This window comes from Butyricimonas sp. Marseille-P2440 (assembly GCF_900091675.1).
GTDB classification, from domain to species: Bacteria; Bacteroidota; Bacteroidia; order Bacteroidales; family Marinifilaceae; genus Butyricimonas; species Butyricimonas synergistica.
Genome location: NZ_LT594607.1, coordinates 465,192 through 484,439, shown reverse-complemented (window position 1 = coordinate 484,439; position 19,248 = coordinate 465,192). Strand labels below are relative to the sequence as shown.

Below are 19,248 nucleotides of genomic sequence, written 5' to 3'. Positions count from 1 at the left end.
GATGGATAATAGTTTGTTTTTTCTGGTAGCGGTCATTGCGGGGGGATTATTCCTGCTTTGGATGATACTCTATTTTATTCCGATCGGATTGTGGTTTCAAGCGTTGGTTTCCGACGTGAAAGTATCTTTGTTGCAACTCGTGTTGATGCGTTGGAGAAAAGTGCCTCCTACTATTATCGTGCGAGCCATGATCGAGGGGAAGAAAGCCGGTTTGGAACTTTATCGCGATCTTCTGGAAGCCCATTATCTGGCAGGTGGTCACGTGGCACAGGTGGTGCACGCCCTCGTGTCGGCTTCTAAAGCGAATATTGATTTGACTTTCCAGATTGCCACGGCGGTTGACTTGGCTGGTCGTGACGTGTTCGAAGCGGTGCAAATGAGCGTGAACCCGAAAGTGATTAATACTCCTCCCGTTGCTGCGGTGGCAAAGGACGGTATCCAGTTGATCGCTAAAGCGCGGGTTACTGTGCGGGCGAATATCCGCCAGTTGGTCGGTGGTGCCGGGGAAGAAACTATTTTGGCTCGTGTGGGCGAGGGAATCGTGTCGTCTATCGGTTCTGCCGGTTCGCACAAGGAAGTGTTGGAGAATCCGGACTCTATTTCTAAGGTGGTGTTGAACAAGGGATTGGATTCCGGTACCGCTTTCGAGATTTTGTCTATTGATATCGCCGATATTGACATCGGTAAGAATATCGGGGCCGAGTTGCAAACCGATCAGGCTGAGGCTGATTTGAAAATCGCCCAGGCAAAAGCCGAGGAGCGTCGTGCTATGGCTGTTGCCACGGAACACGAGATGAAGGCTTTGGCGCAAGAGATGCGCGCCCGGGTAATCGAGGCGGAAGCCGAGGTGCCTCGTGCTATGGCTGAAGCTTTCCGTAATGGTAATCTCGGTGTTATGGATTACTATAAAATGAAGAATATCGAGGCGGATACCAGTATGCGTGAGTCTATCGCTAAGCCGAACGATAAAAAGAATACACAGAAATAAGAAGTAGATTCAGATTTTTATAAGAGGTTGTGCCAGCGTTTGAAGTGAACCCTAAAAGTTTGACACAACCTCTTCATTTTTTATTCTGAAAAGTAAGAACCTGCTAATTCTCTTAGATTATACCGGGAAGCCATGACTTCGCCGTAGGCTCCACAGGAGCGGATGGCGAGGAGGTCGCCCCGGTGGGTGGCGGGGAGGTCACGGTCTTTGCCGAAACAGTCGGAGGATTCGCAGATGGGTCCCACGATGTCGTATTTCTCGTGCGGTTGTACGGAAGTGAGGTTTTCGATGCGGTGGAATGCCTGGTAAAGGGCGGGACGCAGGAGGTCGTTCATGCCGGCATCGAGTATCACGAATTTCTTGTGTTTTCCTTCTTTGACGTACAGGACACGGGAGATTAGAGAGCCGCATTGCCCGACGAGTGAACGTCCGAGTTCAAAGTGTAGCTGTTGCCCCGGTTGGGCTTCGAAGAAGTCCGCGAACACCTGGAAATAAGAGGCGAAGTCGGGGATCAAGCCGCAGGTGGGACAATCGTAATTGATGCCCAAGCCTCCGCCGAAGTTGATATGGGGGAGGAGGATACCCTGCTCTTTGAGGCGTGCCTGTATCTCGTTCACTCGCAGGCAAAGTCCCCGGAACACGGTGAGGTCGGTGATCTGGGAGCCGATGTGGAAATGCAAGCCGATCAGGTTAATGTTTTCCATGTTCCGGCTGGCAGCAATGGCGTGATCCAAGTCGTAGAGGTAGAACCCGAATTTGTTTTCCTCGATCCCGGTCGTGATGTAATGGTGGGTGTGGGCGTCCACGTTCGGGTTTACGCGAAGGGCGACGGATGCTTTCTTGCCTAGTTCCCCGGCGATGGCGTTGATGACTTCAATTTCCGGTAGGGATTCACAGTTGAAACAGAATATTTCCTGTTCCAGTGCTAGCCGGATTTCTTCGTCGCTTTTGCCCACCCCGGCATAGACGATACGATTGGCAGGGAAACCGCATTCCGTGGCTCGGGCAACTTCGTTGCCGCTGACGCAATCTGCCCCGATGTCATAGCCTTGGATGATTTCCAGTATTTTCGGGTTGGCATTCGCTTTAATGGCATAGTGCAGGTGAAAGCCATGGTGCTCTGCTTCTTGTGCCGCCACTTGGAGTGTTGCCCGCAAGAGTGCGGTATCGTAATAATAGAAAGGTGTCTTTAAAGATTGGAATGTTTTGATGGTTTCTATATTCATTTTCAATTTGATTTATAGGCTTAAGGGACTCGTTTACTCTTCATTCAGCAATCTCTCGCTAAGGGCTTCCAGTGCGCGTTGTTTGTCTTCCTGTTTAACAAGCAGGGAGATGCTGTGTTCGCTTGCCCCGTACGAGATCATGTGTAGCGGAACGTCTTGCAAGGCGGTGAGGGCTTTGGCTGCTAAGCCGTGGTTGTTGATGGAGCAGTCGCCGACGATGCAGATGATCGATAAGTTTTCCTCGACTTCGATCGTGCCGTATTTGGTCAGATCTTTCTTGATGTCTTCCAGGTGGCAGGTGTTGTCGATGGTCAGTGAAATAGCGACTTCCGAGGTGGCGATCATGTCGATCGGGGTTTTCCATGCCTCGAATATCTCGAATACTTTCCGGACAAAACCGTATGCCAAGAGCATATTGCTGGATTTTACTTTTATGGCGGTGATACCGTCTTTCGCGGCAACAGCCTTAAAGTTTCGCACGGGGCTTTCCTTGGTAATCAGGGTGCCTTCGTCGTCCGGGTTCATGGTATTTTTCATGCGGACAGGGATATTTGCTTTCTTGGCGGGCTGCACGCTGGATGGGTGTAGTATTTTTGCCCCGAAGTAAGCGAGTTCTGCTGCCTCGTCGAAAGACAGGCTGCGAAGGGGTTTCGTGTTTTTCACGTAACGGGGATCGCTGTTGTGCACGCCGTCGATGTCTGTCCATATTTGGATTTCGTTGGCTTTGATGGCAGCACCGATAAGGGCGGCGGAATAGTCGCTTCCCCCTCTTTTCAGGTTGTCGATTTCGCCGTAGGCGTTCCGGCAGATGAATCCCTGGGTGATGATGATGCGTTCCGTGGCAGGGTTGGAGAGCAGGCGTTTCAAGTTTTGCTCGATGTAGAAATAATCCGGCTCGCAATCTTTATCAATACGCATGAAATCAAGAGCGGAGAGTAACGTGGAGGGGATGCCTTGCTCCTGCAAGTAGAAGTGCGTGAGGGTGGTGGAGATGATTTCTCCTTGTGCCACCACGGCTTTTTCTTGCAGGGGATAAAAATCTTTATTGACGAAGGAACGGAGGTACGTGAAGATCGTTTGCACGAATTCTTGGCCTTTGTGCTTGTAGGCTTCCGTATCATAGAGTTCGCTGATGGTCATCAGGTAGTCGAGTTCCAGGTTTTGTATCGTGGTCAGGGCTTCCTGGCGATCGTTTCGATACAGGTAATTGGTGATGTCAACCAATGTGTTGGTAGTTCCTGCCATAGCGGAGAGTACTACGATTTTGGGTTGATCGTTCGAGATGAGTTTTGCTACTTCTTTGATTCGTGGTGCGCTACCGACAGAGGTGCCTCCAAATTTTAATACATTCATAAGTCTTATTTTAGTTTTATCGTTCATTTTATCACATAAAAAAAGCCCGTGTATTCACACAGGCTTTTTCGTCAGTTTTTTTCACAACAGTACGTTAGCCTGCAAAGAGCCTTTGCATGCACATCATGTGTTTATATTTATTTATACTTTGGTTCATCATTCTACTTTTGTGTTTTTCACGATGCAAATATTGCACAATGAATTTGAAAAAACAAGTGCTTGTTAAGATATTAACGATTGAGGGAATGGCGTTAATTTTTTTAACGCCGTTCCCTCAGGTGGCTTCGCCACGTTGCCGGTTGCAAGTTGCAGAGTTACAGGTTTTGAAAGATAACGGCAGTCCAGTTGTCTTTCACCTTGTGCGATTGGTACGTGAGTCCCAGGCGTTCTGCTTCGTCCCGTATCATGGGGATATCTTCCGTGTAGAAACCGCTCATGATGAGATAACCTTCCGGGTTCAGTACGTTCACGTAGGCGTGCATATCGTTGAGCAGTATGTTGCGGTTGATATTTGCCAGGATGATGTCATAACGGTCTTTGCCGTCCAGTAAAGTAGCATCGCCAATCAGGATACGGATGTTCCGAACCTTGTTGGTGGCGATGTTTTCCATGGCGTTGTTGTATGCCCAGTCGTCAATGTCGATACCCGTGAGGTCGGTTGCCCCGGCTTGTGCTGCCATGATGGAAAGGATGCCAGTCCCGCAACCCATGTCGAGTACTTTTTTGCCCGCGAAGCGGGGTTTCATGTCGAGAATGGTTTCCAGCATCAGTGCGGTGGTGGCGTGGTGTCCGGTTCCGAAACTCATTTTCGGGTCGATGATGATTTCATGCTCGATGCCTTCGATGGTTGGGTGGAAACCAGCTCTCACGAGGATGCGATCTTGCACGAGTATCGGGGTGAAGTTTTCTTCCCATATTTTATTCCAGTCTTGATTTTCGATTTCGGCTCTCTCCCAGGTTATGGTGTACAAGGATTGGAAGAAAGAGAGAAGTTCCATTTCTTCAACTTGTTCTGCCTTGAAATCTTTCGAGGGAATGTAGGCTTTGAAACCATCGTCGGAGTACGAGAAACTGTCATACCCGAGGTTTCCTAGTTCGGCGATAAGCGCGTCGGCGATGTCCTCCACGTGGGGAGTGATATGGAAAGTAAGTTCTGTATAAAACATGCTATCTGATTTTTTTGCAAATGTAGCAAAAAATCAGATAGCTATGCTCTTCAGATGAGATTCTCGAGTTTATTCAACGAACGGGCGATTTCCCGGTCGGAGAGTTCGAAGTTTTGCAAGTTGCCTCCCAGGTATTGCTCGTAGGCGAACAGATCGATCATGCCGTGTCCGGATAGGTTGAATAGAATGGTTTTGGCTGTCCCTTCTTCCTTGGCTATTTTAGCTTCCCGGATAGCTTGGGCTATGGCATGGGTGGATTCCGGGGCGGGGATGATTCCCTCGGTTTTAGCGAACAGGATGCCAGCCTCGAAGGTTTCCAGTTGCGGGATAGCCACGGCTTCCATGAGTCGGTCTTTTAGCAATTGGCTGACCAGTACGCCTGCCCCGTGGTAGCGTAAGCCTCCCGCGTGAATGCTTGCTGGCTGGAAGTCGTGTCCCAGCGTGTACATGGGGAGCAGTGGGGTGAGTCCTACCGTGTCGCCAAAGTCATACTGGAATTGTCCCCGCGTAAGTTTTGGGCAGGATTGCGGTTCCACGGCAATAACCCGCGTGTGTTTGCCTTCTTTCAGGTTGCGGCGGATAAACGGGAAGCTGATTCCGGCGAAGTTTGATCCGCCGCCGAAGCAACCGATCACGATATCCGGCTCGTCTCCTGCTTTTTCCATTTGTAGGAGGGCTTCTTCCCCGATGATGGTTTGGTGTAGCAACACGTGGTTCAGCACGCTACCCAGCGAGTAGTTCGTGAACGGGTCTTGTGCCGCCAATTCTACAGCCTCGGAAATAGCGATTCCTAAACTTCCGGGGGAGTCGGGGTGCTCGCTCAGGATTTTTCTTCCGGCAGCCGTGAGATTGCTCGGGGAGGGGATAACGTCGGCCCCCCATGTGTTCATCATCAGTTTGCGGTAAGGTTTCTGGTTGTAGCTGACTTTCACCATGAAGACTTTCAGGTCTAGCCCGAAATGCTGACAGGCAAAGCTAAGTGCCGTACCCCATTGTCCCCCTCCGGTTTCTGTGGTGATTCGTTTGATACCTTGTTTATAATTATAATAAGCTTGGGCGATAGCCGTGTTGGGCTTGTGTGAACCTGCCGGGCTGGTGCCCTCGTTTTTGAAATAAATCTTTGCCGGGGTATCGAGTGCTTTCTCTAACGCGTATGCCCGCACGAGAGGGGTAGACCTCCATATCTTGTACAAATCTTGCACTTCGTCGGGAATTTCGATGTAGCGTTCCATGGAAAACTCTTGTTTTGCCAGTTCTTCGGCGAACAGCGGGTAGAGGTCTTCCGGTTTCAACGCTTGTTTCGTGCCCGGGTGGAGCGGCGGCAGGGGCTTGTTTGGCATATCTGCCGCAATGTTATACCATGTTGTTGGCATTTCTTGCTCCGTGAGCAAAATTTTCTTGATCTGTTTCATGTTTTTTGATTTAATGGTGAATAAAAAAGAGAGAGCCTATTGTCAGTAAACAATAGGCTCTCTCTATATTTTCAATTATGCAATACAATCACATAACCTCATTGTTTACTATGAAGTTTAAAGAGGTGCCACCACCAAGTAAGGGCTATGTGTTGATTGTATATCATGTCTTTTTTGTCTTTTGTGGCTACAAAACTAACCATTGATTTTCTTTTTTCCAAATCCGAAATAAGAAATAATGTTGTTAGATATTAATTCAGGCAAGAAAATTGCGTTCGACTTTCGTCGTTTGTGGAATTAATTGCTTACATTTGCAGCATCCCACTCGAATTAAGATAAAAGAACGTGTATTGCGCGGAAGAGATTGCCTCCGGCGTGCGATGCACGTATTAAATTCGGAGTGGGATCTTAGTTTAATAGAGTCCGGAGGCATTTCTTTTGTGAGTTTTAACGTGTTACATAAGATATTGTTATGATTTCCGTAACAATTTTTTGAAAATTCTAAATTTGTCAAGGTGGGGCCGTGATGGTGACCCACCTTTTTGTAACATGCTGTCAATTATAATGAAAACCAACAACCGGCAGGTGCTGTCATCGAGGAGTCGGAAGTAGTCGTGGAGGTTGATAGTATTAATTAAAAACAAACACCCCGGTAAGGGGTGTTTGTTTTTATAATATCATTTGTGGCATGAATTCGAAACTGTTGTATTTCGGTCGGAGCCTTTCTGTGTGATAAAATTTCTGAACATCAACCAGCTTTTTACTGCTAGTCACGATTTCAATCGGGGCGTTGTCATAGCGTCCGTTACGAAGGATGACCAAGCGTCCGTGTAGTCCTTTATTTATAAGGTCAAGGGCTAAATTCCCGTATGCCATGGGGACGATGGAGTCGAGGGCATCGGGATCGCCGCAGCGCACGAGATAGCCTAATTTTTGAGTGATGGTGTTGATTACTTGCCCGTGGTTGAATTGCGGGGTAAGGTTTTTCAATTGTTCGGCAATCATGTTACCGATACCCCCGAGTTTTTTGTGCCCGAACATATCAGTTTCTTCGCTTTGGAAGATCATGTTGCCTCCGGAGAAGGTAGCTCCTTCTGACACGAGGACTACCGAATATTTACTCGGGTTCGTGAAGCGGTCTTCGCAGAGTAGTTCTGTCAGGCGTTCAATGTTGAACTCGTATTCCGGGATCACGCAACGGTTGGCTGCTCCTGCCAACGTGGGCAGCATGGCAGTGAAACCGGCATAGCGACCGAAGACTTCCAGAACGAGGATGCGTTCATGAGACCCGGCAGAGGTGCGCAAATCGTGCGTGAGCGCAATCGTCCTGGTGATACAGGTACTGAACCCGATACAATAATCTGTTCCCGGCACGTCGTTATCCATCGTTTTGGGAATGGCGACCACCTTGACGCTTTCCTGGCTCAGGCGGACAGCGTAACTCAACGTGTCGTCGCCCCCGATCGGGATTAAATAGTCGATGCCCATGAACTCGAGATTTTTAAGAACTTCGGGTGTTAGGTCGTTGATGTCATCCGTGTATTTGTCTTGCAAGTGCTTGGGGACATTAGCTCTAGGTACATGGGACGCTCGAGTCCTTGATGTGTGAAGGAACGTGCCTCCGGTGCGCCCGGCTTTGTTCACGATTTCTTCGGTTAGCTCGAAAAAGTTATTCGAGTTGTCGTATTCGGGGTCCCGCACGATGTCAATCAGACCACCCCAGCCTCTTCGTATCCCGATAACCTTGTAACCTTCGCGTAAGGCTCTGATAGTCACTGCCCGTATGGCGGGATTTAAACCGGGAACATCTCCTCCTCCGGTGAGTATTCCTATGATTCCTCTTGTTTTTTGTGGTATCATAATTGTAGTAGCTTTATGTTAGTAAAATCGAACTAATATACATGAAATTATTTAATTAATACGTTAATTTCGTTATTAAAGTGACTATATTTGTCCGTTTTTTATCGAGAAAACATATTATTATTTGAAATGGAGAGTTTGCAAGTATTTTGGGAAGAATCGGGAATGTTGAAGTATTGGGCAATACTATTGCTCATGTTGTTATGCGTTTATATGTACCTGATGATCCGGCGGGTTGTTATCGTGTACCGGGGAGGGAAACCGCTTGATAAGCCGGAGCAGGAAGGCGTGTCTGTCATTATTACCGCCCATAATAACGCGGAGGCATTGCGGAGGAATCTGCCTAGTTTCCTGATGCAGGCGTATGATAAATTCGAGGTTATCGTGGTTGACGAGTGTTCCGAGGACGACACGCAGGACGTGTTGGCAGAGATTCAGAAGGATTATCCACAATTAAGGAGTACGCGTATTTATCCTGACACGAAATTTCGTTTCACGAAAAAACTGGCAATAAATATTGGGGTGCTTGCCGCAAAATACGACATTCTGTTGTTTTCAGAGATAAATTGCAGGCCTGCCACGATGCATTGGGTAAAGACCATGCAAGCTTGTTTCGATAAAAACACCGCGGCAGTTGTAGGTTATGCAAATTACGAACCGGAGGAACATTTGGTTGCTACATGGCGTGCTTTTCGTTTTCTTCGTTTCCTGGAAATGATGGTTTTGGTGAAAAATAAAAAATATATTTTCGGGGATGGATGTAACATGGCTTACCGAAAATCGTATTACATCAGTAATCGAGGGTTTGCGAAGAACTCTCAGTCGTATTTGGGATACGATAACGATATGGTTAGGGAATTATCGAAGTTTGGAAAAATAAAAATGACAAAAATCCCGGACACATACGTGATAATTGATAAAAGTGACAAAAAAGGAGACGTAAACGAAATATCATATTATTATGCTAGCAAGATGAGATTGACAATGACGGAGAGATTAGGGACAGATAAAGGTATGATAGTGCGTTTGTTATTTTATGCACTTGCTATTTATTTAGTTATCATGGGTCTATATCCGATATATATATTCGCGATAGTGGCTGTGGCATTTTTAACAGACTTTATATTGTTAAATATTTGCGCTATTTGTCTGAAACAAAAAAAATTATTCCTAACTTCGTTTATTATTAGCACTATCGGTTTCGTTTATCGATGGTATTGGAATGGATACTCATTTTTTAATAGGAGGAAATGGAGCTAACAAACAACTTGTCAGAGAAAGCCCTCTACGATTACAAGATCGTGAAAAGGGCTATTACGGGAGATGAAAAAGCCTATGCCGAGTTATTTAAAAGGTATAAGGATTCAGTATATTTTATGATACTGAAGATGGTAAATAATAGGACAGACGCAGAGGATTTGATGTTCGAAGCTTTCGAGAAGGCTTTCGGGAGTTTGAATTACTATTCTCCTCAATTCGCATTTAGTACTTGGTTGTTTAAAATCGCCTCCAACAACACGATTGATTTTATCCGGAAGAAGAAAGCAAAGATTGTTTCCTTGGATAAGGATGACATCAATCCGGATGATCGCGGCTATATTAATAGTATTCCGGCTGACGTGTTGACTCCGGAGGAGGAAACGATTCGCAACCAAAGGGCGGAGTTCATGAGAGAGAAAGTTGCCATGTTGAAAGGGCGCTATCGTAAATTGATTGAATTGCGTTATTTTGAGGAATATTCTTACGAGGAGATCGCTCAGGAGCTGGGGATTCCGTTAGGGACTGTGAAAGCTCAATTGTTTCGGGCTAGAGAGTTGTTGCTGAATATTTTACAGAACACCGAGATAGCCAGAGAAAATGAGAGAGCGTAGTCTTCTTATTCTTTTGATCTTTTTATGTTTGGGTTTACGGGGACAAAACACGAGTGACAAGAGTATATTTCTGACAGGCGTGATTTGTGACCGTGACAGTGTGCAGCCTTTGCCCGAGGCGGTCTATCGTTTGGGGCAGGCAGTTCGGGGGGTAGATAAACAAGGGCGCTTCTCCGTGCACGTGAAAGTCGGTGACACTCTATACTTCTCGCATATCGGTTTCGAGAGTGTAAGGGTTGTCGTATCCGACACGTTGAAAAAAGACGATTATCTCCTGGGAATTTTTATGGTACGAGATACGATAGAATTGGCGGAAGTCATGGTATTGCCTCGTTTTTTCATGGAGGAATTCAAGATGGACGCCAACTTGATAAATGCCCGTAATAATATGAATCAGGCAGTTCATGCCGCATCTCGTCCCGTGAAAGAGATGGATCGGGAAATGAACCAGAAAATGGTAATCAATGATTTCGCCCGTCGGGTGGAGATGAAGGGCATGGTCGACGTGAAGTTGGGTGTCGGTACAAATACGCTTACCGCGTTGCAGGGCTTGATGCGGGCACGCCGTATGGCGGACAAAGGCAAAGTGATAAGAACAGAGGAAATTGACCTGTTAAAGAAAATTTTTTATATAGAAAAAAGAGAAAAATCGGATAACTAAAAGAAGAAAGATTATCTTTGTATTCGAAACAAGCCACGTGTGGGCAAAGTTTTCAGTGAATCGATTTATTAATATCAAAGTTACGTTTTTATGAAGAATTTGTCGATAGGATTAAATGTGTTATTGCTGATTGCTGTAATCGTTTTGTATATATTACATTTCTCCGGGAATGGTAAGAGTACGGGCAGTCAAGACGGAGTTGCAACTGTGAATGCAGAGGCAAAAATAGTCTACATTAACATGGACACTTTGCTCAATAATTATACTCAATCAAGGGAGTTGAACGAGGCGTTTTTGAAGAAATTGGAAGCGAATCGTACTGAATTGAATGTGAAGGCAAAGAATCTTGATCGGGAAGTGGCTGATTTCCAACGCAGAGTGGAGAATAATGGATTCCTTACCCGTGAAAGAGCAGAACAGGCTCAAACCGAGTTGTTGATTAAACAACAAAACCTGCAAAAACTCCAACAGGAGATGAGCGAGAATGCCCAACGGGAACAAATGGAAATCAATCGTAAATTGTACGATGCCATCACGGACTTCCTTACCGATTATAATAAATCACGGGGCTATGAGTTGATCCTGAGCACAACGTTAGGTGGTAACGTGTTGTTTGCCCAAAAAGGGTTTGACATTACCAACGAGGTTGTAAACTTATTGAATGCCCAATACCCGAAAAAATAGGCAGAAAAATATACAGGGAAAGGCTGAGAAATCAGCCTTTTCTTTTATCATATAACAGAAGATGAACTTTAAATACACGGTAGATATTGCAGCAGACCCGGAGGAAGTGTTCACGGCGTTGACCAATCCTTTCCAGATAGAAATATGGAGTGGTTATCCTGCAGAAATGAAAGCGGAGGAAGGATTTGTTTTTTCCTTGTGGGAAGGTGATATATGCGGGGTGAACTTGGAAGTAAAGCCCAATCGTTTGCTGGTGCAAGAATGGTTCTTTGGCGAGACGGAGGAGCGTTCCATCGTGACCTTGAAATTGAAAAAAGAGGGATCGCAGACCCGGGTGGAGCTGGAGCACACGAATATTCCGGACGATGTATTCGAGGAGATCGTGGAAGGGTGGAAAGAATACTACTTGGGCTCTATAAAGGGGATGCTGGAAATGTACTAAGTGTAAATCAGTAAAAATACGGATTATACATTCGACTTCCGATCGTAACTTTGCCCGGTATATTATTCACTAATTAATAGATTTCCACATGAGCAAGTTAAAGATTTCGGAAGATTGGACTTCTACTATCGTCGGATGGTTTATCATCCTTTTGATCGTATTTCAATTGAAACCGCATTGGCCTTCATTCAGTTGGCCTGATGCCGATGCATTAATAAATAAAGTGTTTACCTTGGATAACGTGGGGCACGCTTTAATCGTCTTTTGCTTCATGTTTTTCATGGCATTACTGGCAGGATGTCTTGCCGGGAAAAAGTGGAAGACCGTTGCCGCTAGTTTTCCCGTGGTCTTCTTTCTGACCCTCTTGGCTATGGTGGTAGGGGGGAATAAGTTCTTGAAAGATTGGGGATTCGAAACCGTGATATTCAGTCTTTTGATTGGGCTTTTTATTAGTAATGTGTTTTCTATTCCCAAGTGGTTGAAAGAATCGCTCTCCTCTGAGTTGTTCGTGAAGATCGGTTTGGTACTATTGGGTACTTCCGTACTTTTCGACGATTTGTTGAAAGCCGGGGCGTTGGGGCTGATTCAGTCTTGCGTGGTGGTTTTCACTGTATGGAATTTTTGCTTCTGGCTGTGCCGCAAGATGAAGATTGATAAAGAGATGTCACTGATGCTTTCCAGTGCCGTGTCCATTTGTGGGGTTTCGGCTGCCGTGGCAACCGCTGGGGCAATAAAGGGTGATAAAACGAAACTTTCATACGTGGTATCCCTCGTGTTGGTGGTCGCCGTGCCGATGATCTTGATCATGCCCGGTTTGGCAAAGTTGATGGGGTTGCCGGAAGATATGGCGGGGGCTTGGATTGGGGGAACAATCGATACAACAGGAGCCGTGGCAGCCACGGGAGCTATCTACGGAGAGGTCGCCTTGCAAACCAGTACGATCGTGAAGTTCTCGCAGAACGTGCTTTTGGGCGTTGCTGCTTTTTTAATCAGTATCTATTGGTCGTATTCGAAAAAGGATGTGGCAGAAGAGAAACCGACGTTGAAAGTAATTTGGTTGCGTTTTCCTAAATTCGTGTTAGGATTCGTTGCGGCTTCTCTCGTCTTCTCTTTTCTCGTGAGTCCGGAGGTCGTTTCGGAAGCAAAACCGATATTGAAAAATATACAGGGGATGTGGTTTGCTCTTGCTTTCATGTCAATCGGTTTGGAAACCGATTTCAAAAGTCTGATAACTTCCGAGAATCGCCGCTCCACGTATGCTTTCCTGGGTGCACAAGCTTTTAACGTGGTGTTCACGTTGTTCGTGGCTTGGATACTTTTCGGGCTTATTGCCTAGTCAGTTCGTGAAGTTTATAAACTTTATAAACTAAATATGATTGGATTACCGATATTGTTTGTAATTTTGTCCATAATTTTTGAAGTTAAACGCAAAAAATAATAGAAGATGAAATTTTTTATTGATACGGCAAATCTTGACCAGATTCGGGAAGCAAATGACCTTGGTGTATTGGACGGAGTAACAACTAACCCGTCATTAATGGCAAAAGAAGGTATTAAAGGTGACGAGAATTGTAAAAAACATTACGTTGAGATTTGCAATATCGTGGATGGTGACGTAAGTGCTGAGGTGATTGCCACGGATTACGAGGGGATGATTAAAGAAGGGGAAGCTTTGGCAGCTTTGCACCCGAATATCGTGGTGAAAGTTCCTTGTATTGCCGATGGAATCAAGGCGATTAAATATTTCACGAATAAAGGTATCCGTACGAACTGCACATTAGTGTTCTCTCCGGGACAAGCTTTACTGGCAGCTAAGGCTGGTGCGACTTATGTTTCTCCTTTCGTGGGACGTTTGGATGACATCAGCAGCGATGGTATCGAGCTGGTAGAGAAGATTGTGGATATGTATGCTTACTATGGGTTCAATACTCAAGTATTGGCTGCTTCGATCCGCCACACGCAACATATTATACAATGTATTGAGGCTGGTGCCGACGTGGCTACCTGTCCGTTAAGCGCTATCAAAGGTTTGTTGAAACACCCGTTGACGGATTCCGGTTTGGCAACATTCCTGGCTGACCACAAGAAAGTAAACTCGTAAATCTACAATCATGCTTGTACGTTTATTCGAGGATAACCCTAACGATAGGGAAATTCGAAAGATCGTTGAGCTTTTACGTGATGGAGGTGTTATTATCTATCCGACCGATACTATTTATGCGATCGGGTGTGATATTAATAGCGTGAAAGCCGTACAGCGTGTATCGGCTATCCGCAAAGTAAAGCCGGAAAAGGCTAATTTCTCCATGATCTGTAAGGATTTGGGGAATATCGCGGCTTACGCTAAGGTAACTAACGAGGAATTTCGGTTGATGAAACACTATCTGCCGGGACCTTTCACGTTCGTGTTGCCTGCTACTAGTAAATTGCCTAATGCTCTGATGAATAGACGTAAGACGATCGGTATTCGTATCCCGAAAAATTTTATCGTGCAAGCTATCGTGGATGAATTGGGAGGTCCACTGTTGACAACGTCCGTGAAGGCGGAGGAAGGTGAGGTGGAGGAATATATCACAGATCCTGAATTGATTCACGAGAAATATGGTCGCCTGGTCGATTTGGTTATTGACGGAGGATACGGGAATAACGTTCCTTCCACCGTGATAGATTGTACCGGTGACGAGATTGTAGTTTCCCGACAGGGATTGGGTGAGTTATAAAATAAAAGAGAGGCTTCGTTCCAAAGCCTCTCTTTATTTATATAAACGATTACTTTTTCCAGAAAGCTCTGCTGAATAATACCAGCACGGTGAATACTTCCAAGCGTCCTACCATCATCAGGATGGATAGGAAAATCTTGGCAAAATCGTTCAAATGGGCGAAATTACTCATGGGACCGATTTCCCCGAATCCCGGTCCTACATTACTCATGCTGGTAATGACGGCACTGCAAGCGGTGGCAATATCTTCCGTGAACAAAGACATAATCACGCTCGATATCCCGAAAATAAGGATGTAGAGAATAAAGAAACCCATGACTCCTGTCATGATGTTTGGGTGAATACTTTTTCCGTTGTACTTTACATTGATGACCCCGTTGGGGTGTATGATTCGCTTCATCTCGATAAACGAATTCTTGAATAACAGATTCAGCCGGATGCATTTCAGACCACCGGAAGTGGAGCCCGCGCAAGCTCCGGTAAACAGGAGAACGAAAATGATGCTTCCTAATAAAGGAGGCCATAGCAAATAATCTGCTGTGGCGAAACCTGTTGACGTGATGATAGAAACGACTTGGAACAGGGCTTCCCGTATGCTTAATTCCAGATCGTCATATCCTTTGAAATACAATACTCCGGCGATAATGGTACTTGAAATCACGATGATGAAAAAATATAGTCTGAATTCTTCATCCCGGAATACTTTTTGTATTTTCCCGTGAATCAAAATATATAATAAGCCGAAGTTCGTTCCGGCAATAAACATGAATATGGTGACAATGTACTGGATATAAGAAGAATTCCAGTAGGCAAGGCTATCCTGTTTCGTGGAATATCCCCCGGTAGCCATGGTCGTGAACGAGTGGCAGATAGCATCAAACAAGTCCATGTTACCTAGTAGAAGAAGCAAGGTTTCTGCAGCCGTTAGAGATATATAAAGATACCACATACGCCGTGCAGTGGAAGTGAAAGTTGCCGTGAATTTGTCATGCGTGGGACCGGTGACCTCGGCAACAAAGAGGTCGCGCCCCTCAATACCCAGACCTGGCAGTATCGCCAGCAACAGAACGATAATTCCTAGTCCCCCCATCCATTGAGTCAGCGAACGCCAGAATAGAGTGGCGTGCGGTAGGGCTTCAATATCGTTTACGACACTTGACCCCGTTGTCGTGAAGCCGGACATCGTTTCAAATATGGCATCCGGAATGGAAGGAATGGTACCCCCGAACAAGAAAGGAAGGCAGCCGAATATGGTGAACATCACCCACGTACTGGTAACAATGAAGTATCCGTCCTTTTTGGCAAGTACCCGATCTTTCACCTTGACAGTGAAAGCCATCAGGCTTCCGGCGGCAAGTGTGATGGCGGAAGAATACACGAATGCCATCATATCATTTTCCTGGTATATCACGGCAACAATGATACAAAGTATCAAAAAGGCACTCTCGACGAGTAGGAGTTTTCCTATAATGTTGGTAATGAACCTAAAGTTAATCATTTTTGGAACAATTTGATTACTTTCTTTACCGCACTGGGCAAGGCGAAAATTACAACTTTATCATCCGCTTCAATCTGAACATCCCCTTTGGCGATAATGGCCTCCCCGTTGCGAATGACACCACCCACGGTAGCATTTTCCGGAAAGCTCATGTCTGCCAATGTTTTCCGAGTGATCTTGGAGCCGGGTTCAGCCGTAACCTCAAATACCTCTGCTTCCGAGAAGGTGAGGAATTTCAAGTGTTTCACGTCCACGTTCATCGTGTAGCGGTAGATGTGTGAGGCGGCAATCAATTTCGTATTTACCAGTGTTCCGATCCCGATGTTCTCGGCAAGGTCGATATAGTCGATATTTTCTACTTCCGCGACACTTTTCTTAACTCCCAATTTTTTGGCTAATAAACAAGAGAGGATATTGGTTTCCGAAGAATGCGTCACGCTGATAAAAGCGTCCGTGTTCTTAATCCCTTCCTCTCGTAGCAAAGCAAGATCCCGACCGTCGCCGTTGATGACCAGGGTCGATTTTAATTTATCGGCGATGAGGATACATTTCTCCCGGTCTTTCTCGATAATCTTGACGTTATAGTTTTTCTCGAGCAAGGAAGCCGTCTTTATCCCGATACGGGAGCCTCCCACGATGACGACATTCTTGACCTCGTACTGGGATTTGCCGCAAAGGGCGAAAACATTCGGGACATAAAACGGTTTGGTCACAATGAACACGAGATCCCCGTAACGGAAAGAATCGTTTCCCCTGGGGATGATCGTGCGTTCGGCTCTTTTGATTGCCACCACGCGGAAGTGTTGCGCCCCGTATCTCTCTGCCATTTTTATCAAGGTGAGGTTGAGGACTGGAGCGTTATCCCATAATTTGATACCCAATAATTGCAGGCGACCGTCCGAGAACTCGTGTAGTTGCCGGGAACCGCTTTGCTTTAGTGAGGCGACAATCTCCTCCGCTGCCAAGCGTTCCGGATAGATCAACGAGTCGATGCCGATCATTTTCAGGTATTCCGTGTTTTCATTTTCCAGGTATTCACTATTATTTACTCGTGCAATAGTCTGTTTCGCTCCCAATTTTTTGGCTAGGATTGCCGAGTTGATATTTTGATCTTCCTGGTGATTTACCGCGATGAACAAGTCGCATTTGCGAACACCGGCATCTTTAAGTGCGCCGATGGAGGTACATGATCCCACGATAGACATGACATCCAGCTGGCTTTCAAGTAATTCCAGCTTTTCTTCGTCATTGTCAATCAACATGATATTATGTTCCTGCTTACTAAGCATTTTCGCGAGATGTGTCCCTACTTCTCCGGCTCCCGCTATTACTATGTCCATTTTTGTTAGGTGTTAATTAACTGGCAAAATAAAGAATTATAATTCGAATAACATAGAAAAATGTAGCAATTTTTATTCTAAGGGGATCACGATAGAGCCTAGTTCCTTTGTCTTGAACAAGGGGATTTGTCTTTCGCGGCAAAAATCATCCCATGCTTGGGTGCATCGGGGAGAATTGGATTGATCCAGAATGATTTGATGAGGATATGAATTCTTTGTCATTTCCGTGGGAGGATAGATATTCTCCGTGATAATTAAGGTGCCTTGCCCCGGTAATTCCGGGTGAAGGTGATCGGCTATGGTGATTGTTTGCTCGCGTATGTATAGTTGGTTGTCCGCGTACGTGATTCCCTTTCCGATAAAGCCATCGCTTCCTCTTAACGGGTGTAACTTGTTCGCCCTCGTGTAAGCCAATTGCCGTGAAGGATTGTCCGTGTATTTTAAAAACGTGTAATATCCCTTGTGGTTTAACAGTATCGTGGAGTGTCGGTAACGATTGTACACGACGACTTCTTGCCGGTTTTGCCGGTAGAAGGTATGTCCGTAAGTAAAAGTAACGAGTAAGCAAACTGCGCCACAAAGTAATTGCAGTCCCCGTCGCTGGCGATTTCTCAGGTAAAGAATGGTTAGCAAGGCTATCGTGTATATCAATATGATATGGAAAATAGTCGGGTGTAAGTCCGGCAGGTTTATGGCGATACGGGAAAATATCCGGAGGCAATGCAGCAGGGCATATGTAATCCCTGTCAAGAGCATCGCGAGGTATGCACTTATAAATACAGGTAAAGCAAGTAACGCGATGCCAAGATAAAGTAGCAATGTCGCTACCGGAACGGCAACGAGATTGAACAGAATGCTATTCAAATTGATCACGTGGAAGTGATAGGCCATAACCGGGAGGGTCAGTATCTGTGCCGAAAAACTGATACAAAGGAGGGTGTAAACTTTCCGGACAACCGGCGGGAGGTCTTTTTTCTTGATAACAGTCAACGGATAGATAAGCGTGATACCCGTGTAGGCGGCATATGACATTTGAAAACTCACGGAATAAAGCAGTTCCGGCTGTATAAGCAACGTGAAGAATGCCGCGGCGGCTATGGCATTCAGTGGTACATAATCCAGTTGAAATGCTCCCCCGACGATAATAAAACTCAATATCGTGGCGGCTCTGCAAGCGGAGGGCGACAATCCGGTAATCCCCGTGATCAGCCATAATAAGGGAATCAGCACGAGCGTGTATTTGCGTTTCTTGAAGCCGAGAAGGCGCAGCCCGTAAAGTAGCAAGAGATAGATTGCCCCGATGTGTAATCCGGAAATGGCGAGCAGGTGGATGGTTCCCGTGTCTTGGAATAATTGTTTCGTGTCCGGGGCAAGGCTTTGGCGGTTGCCGAGACAGAGAGCCGTGAGTAGGTTGTAAGTTGTGCTGTCAGGAACAATTGCGGCTAATTTATGTTGTAGGGATTCTTGTAAAGAATGGCAAAAGGAACGAATGTCTTCCGAGTGCCCCGTGTGTTTCGGGGGCGAGAGAGGTACGCACCTTGCTTGGATACCCTGATGGCGAAGGTACGTGTTGTAGTCGAATTCATGTAGATTCCCGCTTGAAGTCAAGGGATAAATCCTGGCATTCAGCAAAAGCGAATCCCCGATAGAAAAACGAACGGAATCTCCGTATTGTGTAAATACTTGTATCCCGTTCGACGAGATGACAGCCTTGTCGGGAGGTATGATCCGCGTGCAACGCCCCTCTAGCGTGTAAACTTTCCCGGGAGTAAACGAAAGGTCGAGGGGGCGGTGGCAATACACGCCTGTCAAGAAAAGGAACAAAAATGTAACGGCATAAAAGTATCTTCCCCGGGGCATCCGGGAAGCACAAAAGAGCGGAAGCAGCGAACCGATCAGCGTGTAAAGAACCATCCGGGAAGGGACGAATGCAACGTATTCACTAGCCAGAATGCCCGAAATCAAAGGGATCACGAGGAAAAGGTACGGGTACCGGTGCCAGTGGATAGGATGCATGAACCTCCCTC

General features: G+C 46.0%; 17 protein-coding genes. 9 read left to right on the top strand and 8 right to left on the bottom strand.

Annotated features, from left to right (window positions below; translation table 11 throughout):
- Position 1: 1 nt before the first annotated feature.
- The gene (gene floA / locus BN8899_RS03435; RefSeq protein WP_018338266.1) at positions 2-988 is read left to right on the top strand and encodes a flotillin-like protein FloA; all 987 of its coding nucleotides are present in this window, start codon (positions 2-4) and stop codon (positions 986-988) included.
- Between the two features lie 80 nt (positions 989-1,068).
- On the opposite strand, the gene lysA is transcribed toward floA, so the two are convergent.
- From lysA to BN8899_RS03410, 5 genes are all read right to left on the bottom strand, one after another.
- Positions 1,069-2,214, bottom strand: a complete 1,146-nt coding sequence (lysA, locus tag BN8899_RS03430; protein WP_065218292.1) for a diaminopimelate decarboxylase — start codon at positions 2,212-2,214, stop codon at positions 1,069-1,071.
- 33 nt (positions 2,215-2,247) lie between these two features.
- On the bottom strand, positions 2,248-3,567 hold the full coding sequence (locus tag BN8899_RS03425; RefSeq protein WP_065218291.1) for an aspartate kinase: 1,320 nt from the start codon (positions 3,565-3,567) through the stop codon (positions 2,248-2,250).
- Positions 3,568-3,881: 314 nt separating this feature from the next.
- The gene (prmA, locus tag BN8899_RS03420) at positions 3,882-4,733 is read right to left on the bottom strand and encodes a 50S ribosomal protein L11 methyltransferase (protein ID WP_065218290.1); all 852 of its coding nucleotides are present in this window, start codon (positions 4,731-4,733) and stop codon (positions 3,882-3,884) included.
- Between the two features lie 50 nt (positions 4,734-4,783).
- Positions 4,784-6,145, bottom strand: a complete 1,362-nt coding sequence (locus BN8899_RS03415) for a TrpB-like pyridoxal phosphate-dependent enzyme (protein ID WP_065218289.1) — start codon at positions 6,143-6,145, stop codon at positions 4,784-4,786.
- A gap of 669 nt (positions 6,146-6,814) precedes the next feature.
- On the bottom strand, positions 6,815-8,005 hold the full coding sequence (locus BN8899_RS03410; protein WP_065218288.1) for a 6-phosphofructokinase: 1,191 nt from the start codon (positions 8,003-8,005) through the stop codon (positions 6,815-6,817).
- A gap of 129 nt (positions 8,006-8,134) precedes the next feature.
- On the opposite strand from BN8899_RS03410, the gene BN8899_RS03405 reads away from it, so the two are divergent.
- From BN8899_RS03405 to BN8899_RS03370, 8 genes are all read left to right on the top strand, one after another.
- The gene (locus BN8899_RS03405; protein WP_018338272.1) at positions 8,135-9,265 is read left to right on the top strand and encodes a glycosyltransferase; all 1,131 of its coding nucleotides are present in this window, start codon (positions 8,135-8,137) and stop codon (positions 9,263-9,265) included.
- Positions 9,256-9,876, top strand: coding sequence for an RNA polymerase sigma factor (locus BN8899_RS03400; protein WP_026207619.1), 621 nt, complete (start codon positions 9,256-9,258; stop codon positions 9,874-9,876). Before BN8899_RS03405 ends, BN8899_RS03400 begins: the two co-directional genes overlap by 10 nt.
- Positions 9,863-10,537, top strand: a complete 675-nt coding sequence (locus BN8899_RS03395; protein WP_018338274.1) for a peptidase associated/transthyretin-like domain-containing protein — start codon at positions 9,863-9,865, stop codon at positions 10,535-10,537. Before BN8899_RS03400 ends, BN8899_RS03395 begins: the two co-directional genes overlap by 14 nt.
- Positions 10,538-10,627: 90 nt before the next feature.
- Positions 10,628-11,221 (top strand): OmpH/Skp family outer membrane protein, encoded by a 594-nt coding sequence (locus tag BN8899_RS03390; protein WP_018338275.1) that lies wholly within the window; start codon positions 10,628-10,630, stop codon positions 11,219-11,221.
- A gap of 61 nt (positions 11,222-11,282) precedes the next feature.
- On the top strand, positions 11,283-11,663 hold the full coding sequence (locus BN8899_RS03385; RefSeq protein WP_018338276.1) for an SRPBCC domain-containing protein: 381 nt from the start codon (positions 11,283-11,285) through the stop codon (positions 11,661-11,663).
- An 88-nt stretch (positions 11,664-11,751) separates the two neighbouring features.
- Positions 11,752-12,999 (top strand): YeiH family protein, encoded by a 1,248-nt coding sequence (locus BN8899_RS03380; protein ID WP_018338277.1) that lies wholly within the window; start codon positions 11,752-11,754, stop codon positions 12,997-12,999.
- A 108-nt stretch (positions 13,000-13,107) separates the two neighbouring features.
- Positions 13,108-13,764, top strand: a complete 657-nt coding sequence (gene fsa / locus BN8899_RS03375; protein ID WP_018338278.1) for a fructose-6-phosphate aldolase — start codon at positions 13,108-13,110, stop codon at positions 13,762-13,764.
- Positions 13,765-13,774: 10 nt separating this feature from the next.
- Entirely contained in the window at positions 13,775-14,383 is a 609-nt protein-coding gene (locus tag BN8899_RS03370) for an L-threonylcarbamoyladenylate synthase (RefSeq protein ID WP_065218286.1), read from the top strand.
- A 49-nt stretch (positions 14,384-14,432) separates the two neighbouring features.
- Here BN8899_RS03370 and BN8899_RS03365 read toward each other — a convergent pair whose 3' ends face one another.
- The 3 genes from BN8899_RS03365 to BN8899_RS03355 form a co-directional block, all read right to left on the bottom strand.
- Complete coding sequence (locus tag BN8899_RS03365) at positions 14,433-15,881, bottom strand: TrkH family potassium uptake protein (RefSeq protein WP_065218285.1); 1,449 nt, start codon at positions 15,879-15,881, stop codon at positions 14,433-14,435.
- On the bottom strand, positions 15,878-17,221 hold the full coding sequence (gene trkA, locus BN8899_RS03360) for a Trk system potassium transporter TrkA (protein WP_065218284.1): 1,344 nt from the start codon (positions 17,219-17,221) through the stop codon (positions 15,878-15,880). Before trkA ends, BN8899_RS03365 begins: the two co-directional genes overlap by 4 nt.
- A gap of 72 nt (positions 17,222-17,293) precedes the next feature.
- On the bottom strand, positions 17,294-19,237 hold the full coding sequence (locus tag BN8899_RS03355; RefSeq protein ID WP_065218283.1) for a ComEC/Rec2 family competence protein: 1,944 nt from the start codon (positions 19,235-19,237) through the stop codon (positions 17,294-17,296).
- Positions 19,238-19,248 lie beyond the last annotated feature (11 nt).

What these genes read in the sequence shown, in the direction of transcription:
- floA (WP_018338266.1), top strand. Translation starts at nt 2, where the DNA reads ATGGATAATAGTTTGTTTTTTCTGGTAGCGGTCATTGCGGGGGGATTA.
- lysA (WP_065218292.1), bottom strand. Translation starts at nt 2,214, where the DNA reads ATGAATATAGAAACCATCAAAACATTCCAATCTTTAAAGACACCTTTC.
- BN8899_RS03425 (WP_065218291.1), bottom strand. Translation starts at nt 3,567, where the DNA reads ATGAATGTATTAAAATTTGGAGGCACCTCTGTCGGTAGCGCACCACGA.
- prmA (WP_065218290.1), bottom strand. Translation starts at nt 4,733, where the DNA reads ATGTTTTATACAGAACTTACTTTCCATATCACTCCCCACGTGGAGGAC.
- BN8899_RS03415 (WP_065218289.1), bottom strand. Translation starts at nt 6,145, where the DNA reads ATGAAACAGATCAAGAAAATTTTGCTCACGGAGCAAGAAATGCCAACA.
- BN8899_RS03410 (WP_065218288.1), bottom strand. Translation starts at nt 8,005, where the DNA reads ATGATACCACAAAAAACAAGAGGAATCATAGGAATACTCACCGGAGGA.
- BN8899_RS03405 (WP_018338272.1), top strand. Translation starts at nt 8,135, where the DNA reads ATGGAGAGTTTGCAAGTATTTTGGGAAGAATCGGGAATGTTGAAGTAT.
- BN8899_RS03400 (WP_026207619.1), top strand. Translation starts at nt 9,256, where the DNA reads ATGGAGCTAACAAACAACTTGTCAGAGAAAGCCCTCTACGATTACAAG.
- BN8899_RS03395 (WP_018338274.1), top strand. Translation starts at nt 9,863, where the DNA reads ATGAGAGAGCGTAGTCTTCTTATTCTTTTGATCTTTTTATGTTTGGGT.
- BN8899_RS03390 (WP_018338275.1), top strand. Translation starts at nt 10,628, where the DNA reads ATGAAGAATTTGTCGATAGGATTAAATGTGTTATTGCTGATTGCTGTA.
- BN8899_RS03385 (WP_018338276.1), top strand. Translation starts at nt 11,283, where the DNA reads ATGAACTTTAAATACACGGTAGATATTGCAGCAGACCCGGAGGAAGTG.
- BN8899_RS03380 (WP_018338277.1), top strand. Translation starts at nt 11,752, where the DNA reads ATGAGCAAGTTAAAGATTTCGGAAGATTGGACTTCTACTATCGTCGGA.
- fsa (WP_018338278.1), top strand. Translation starts at nt 13,108, where the DNA reads ATGAAATTTTTTATTGATACGGCAAATCTTGACCAGATTCGGGAAGCA.
- BN8899_RS03370 (WP_065218286.1), top strand. Translation starts at nt 13,775, where the DNA reads ATGCTTGTACGTTTATTCGAGGATAACCCTAACGATAGGGAAATTCGA.
- BN8899_RS03365 (WP_065218285.1), bottom strand. Translation starts at nt 15,881, where the DNA reads ATGATTAACTTTAGGTTCATTACCAACATTATAGGAAAACTCCTACTC.
- trkA (WP_065218284.1), bottom strand. Translation starts at nt 17,221, where the DNA reads ATGGACATAGTAATAGCGGGAGCCGGAGAAGTAGGGACACATCTCGCG.
- BN8899_RS03355 (WP_065218283.1), bottom strand. Translation starts at nt 19,237, where the DNA reads ATGCATCCTATCCACTGGCACCGGTACCCGTACCTTTTCCTCGTGATC.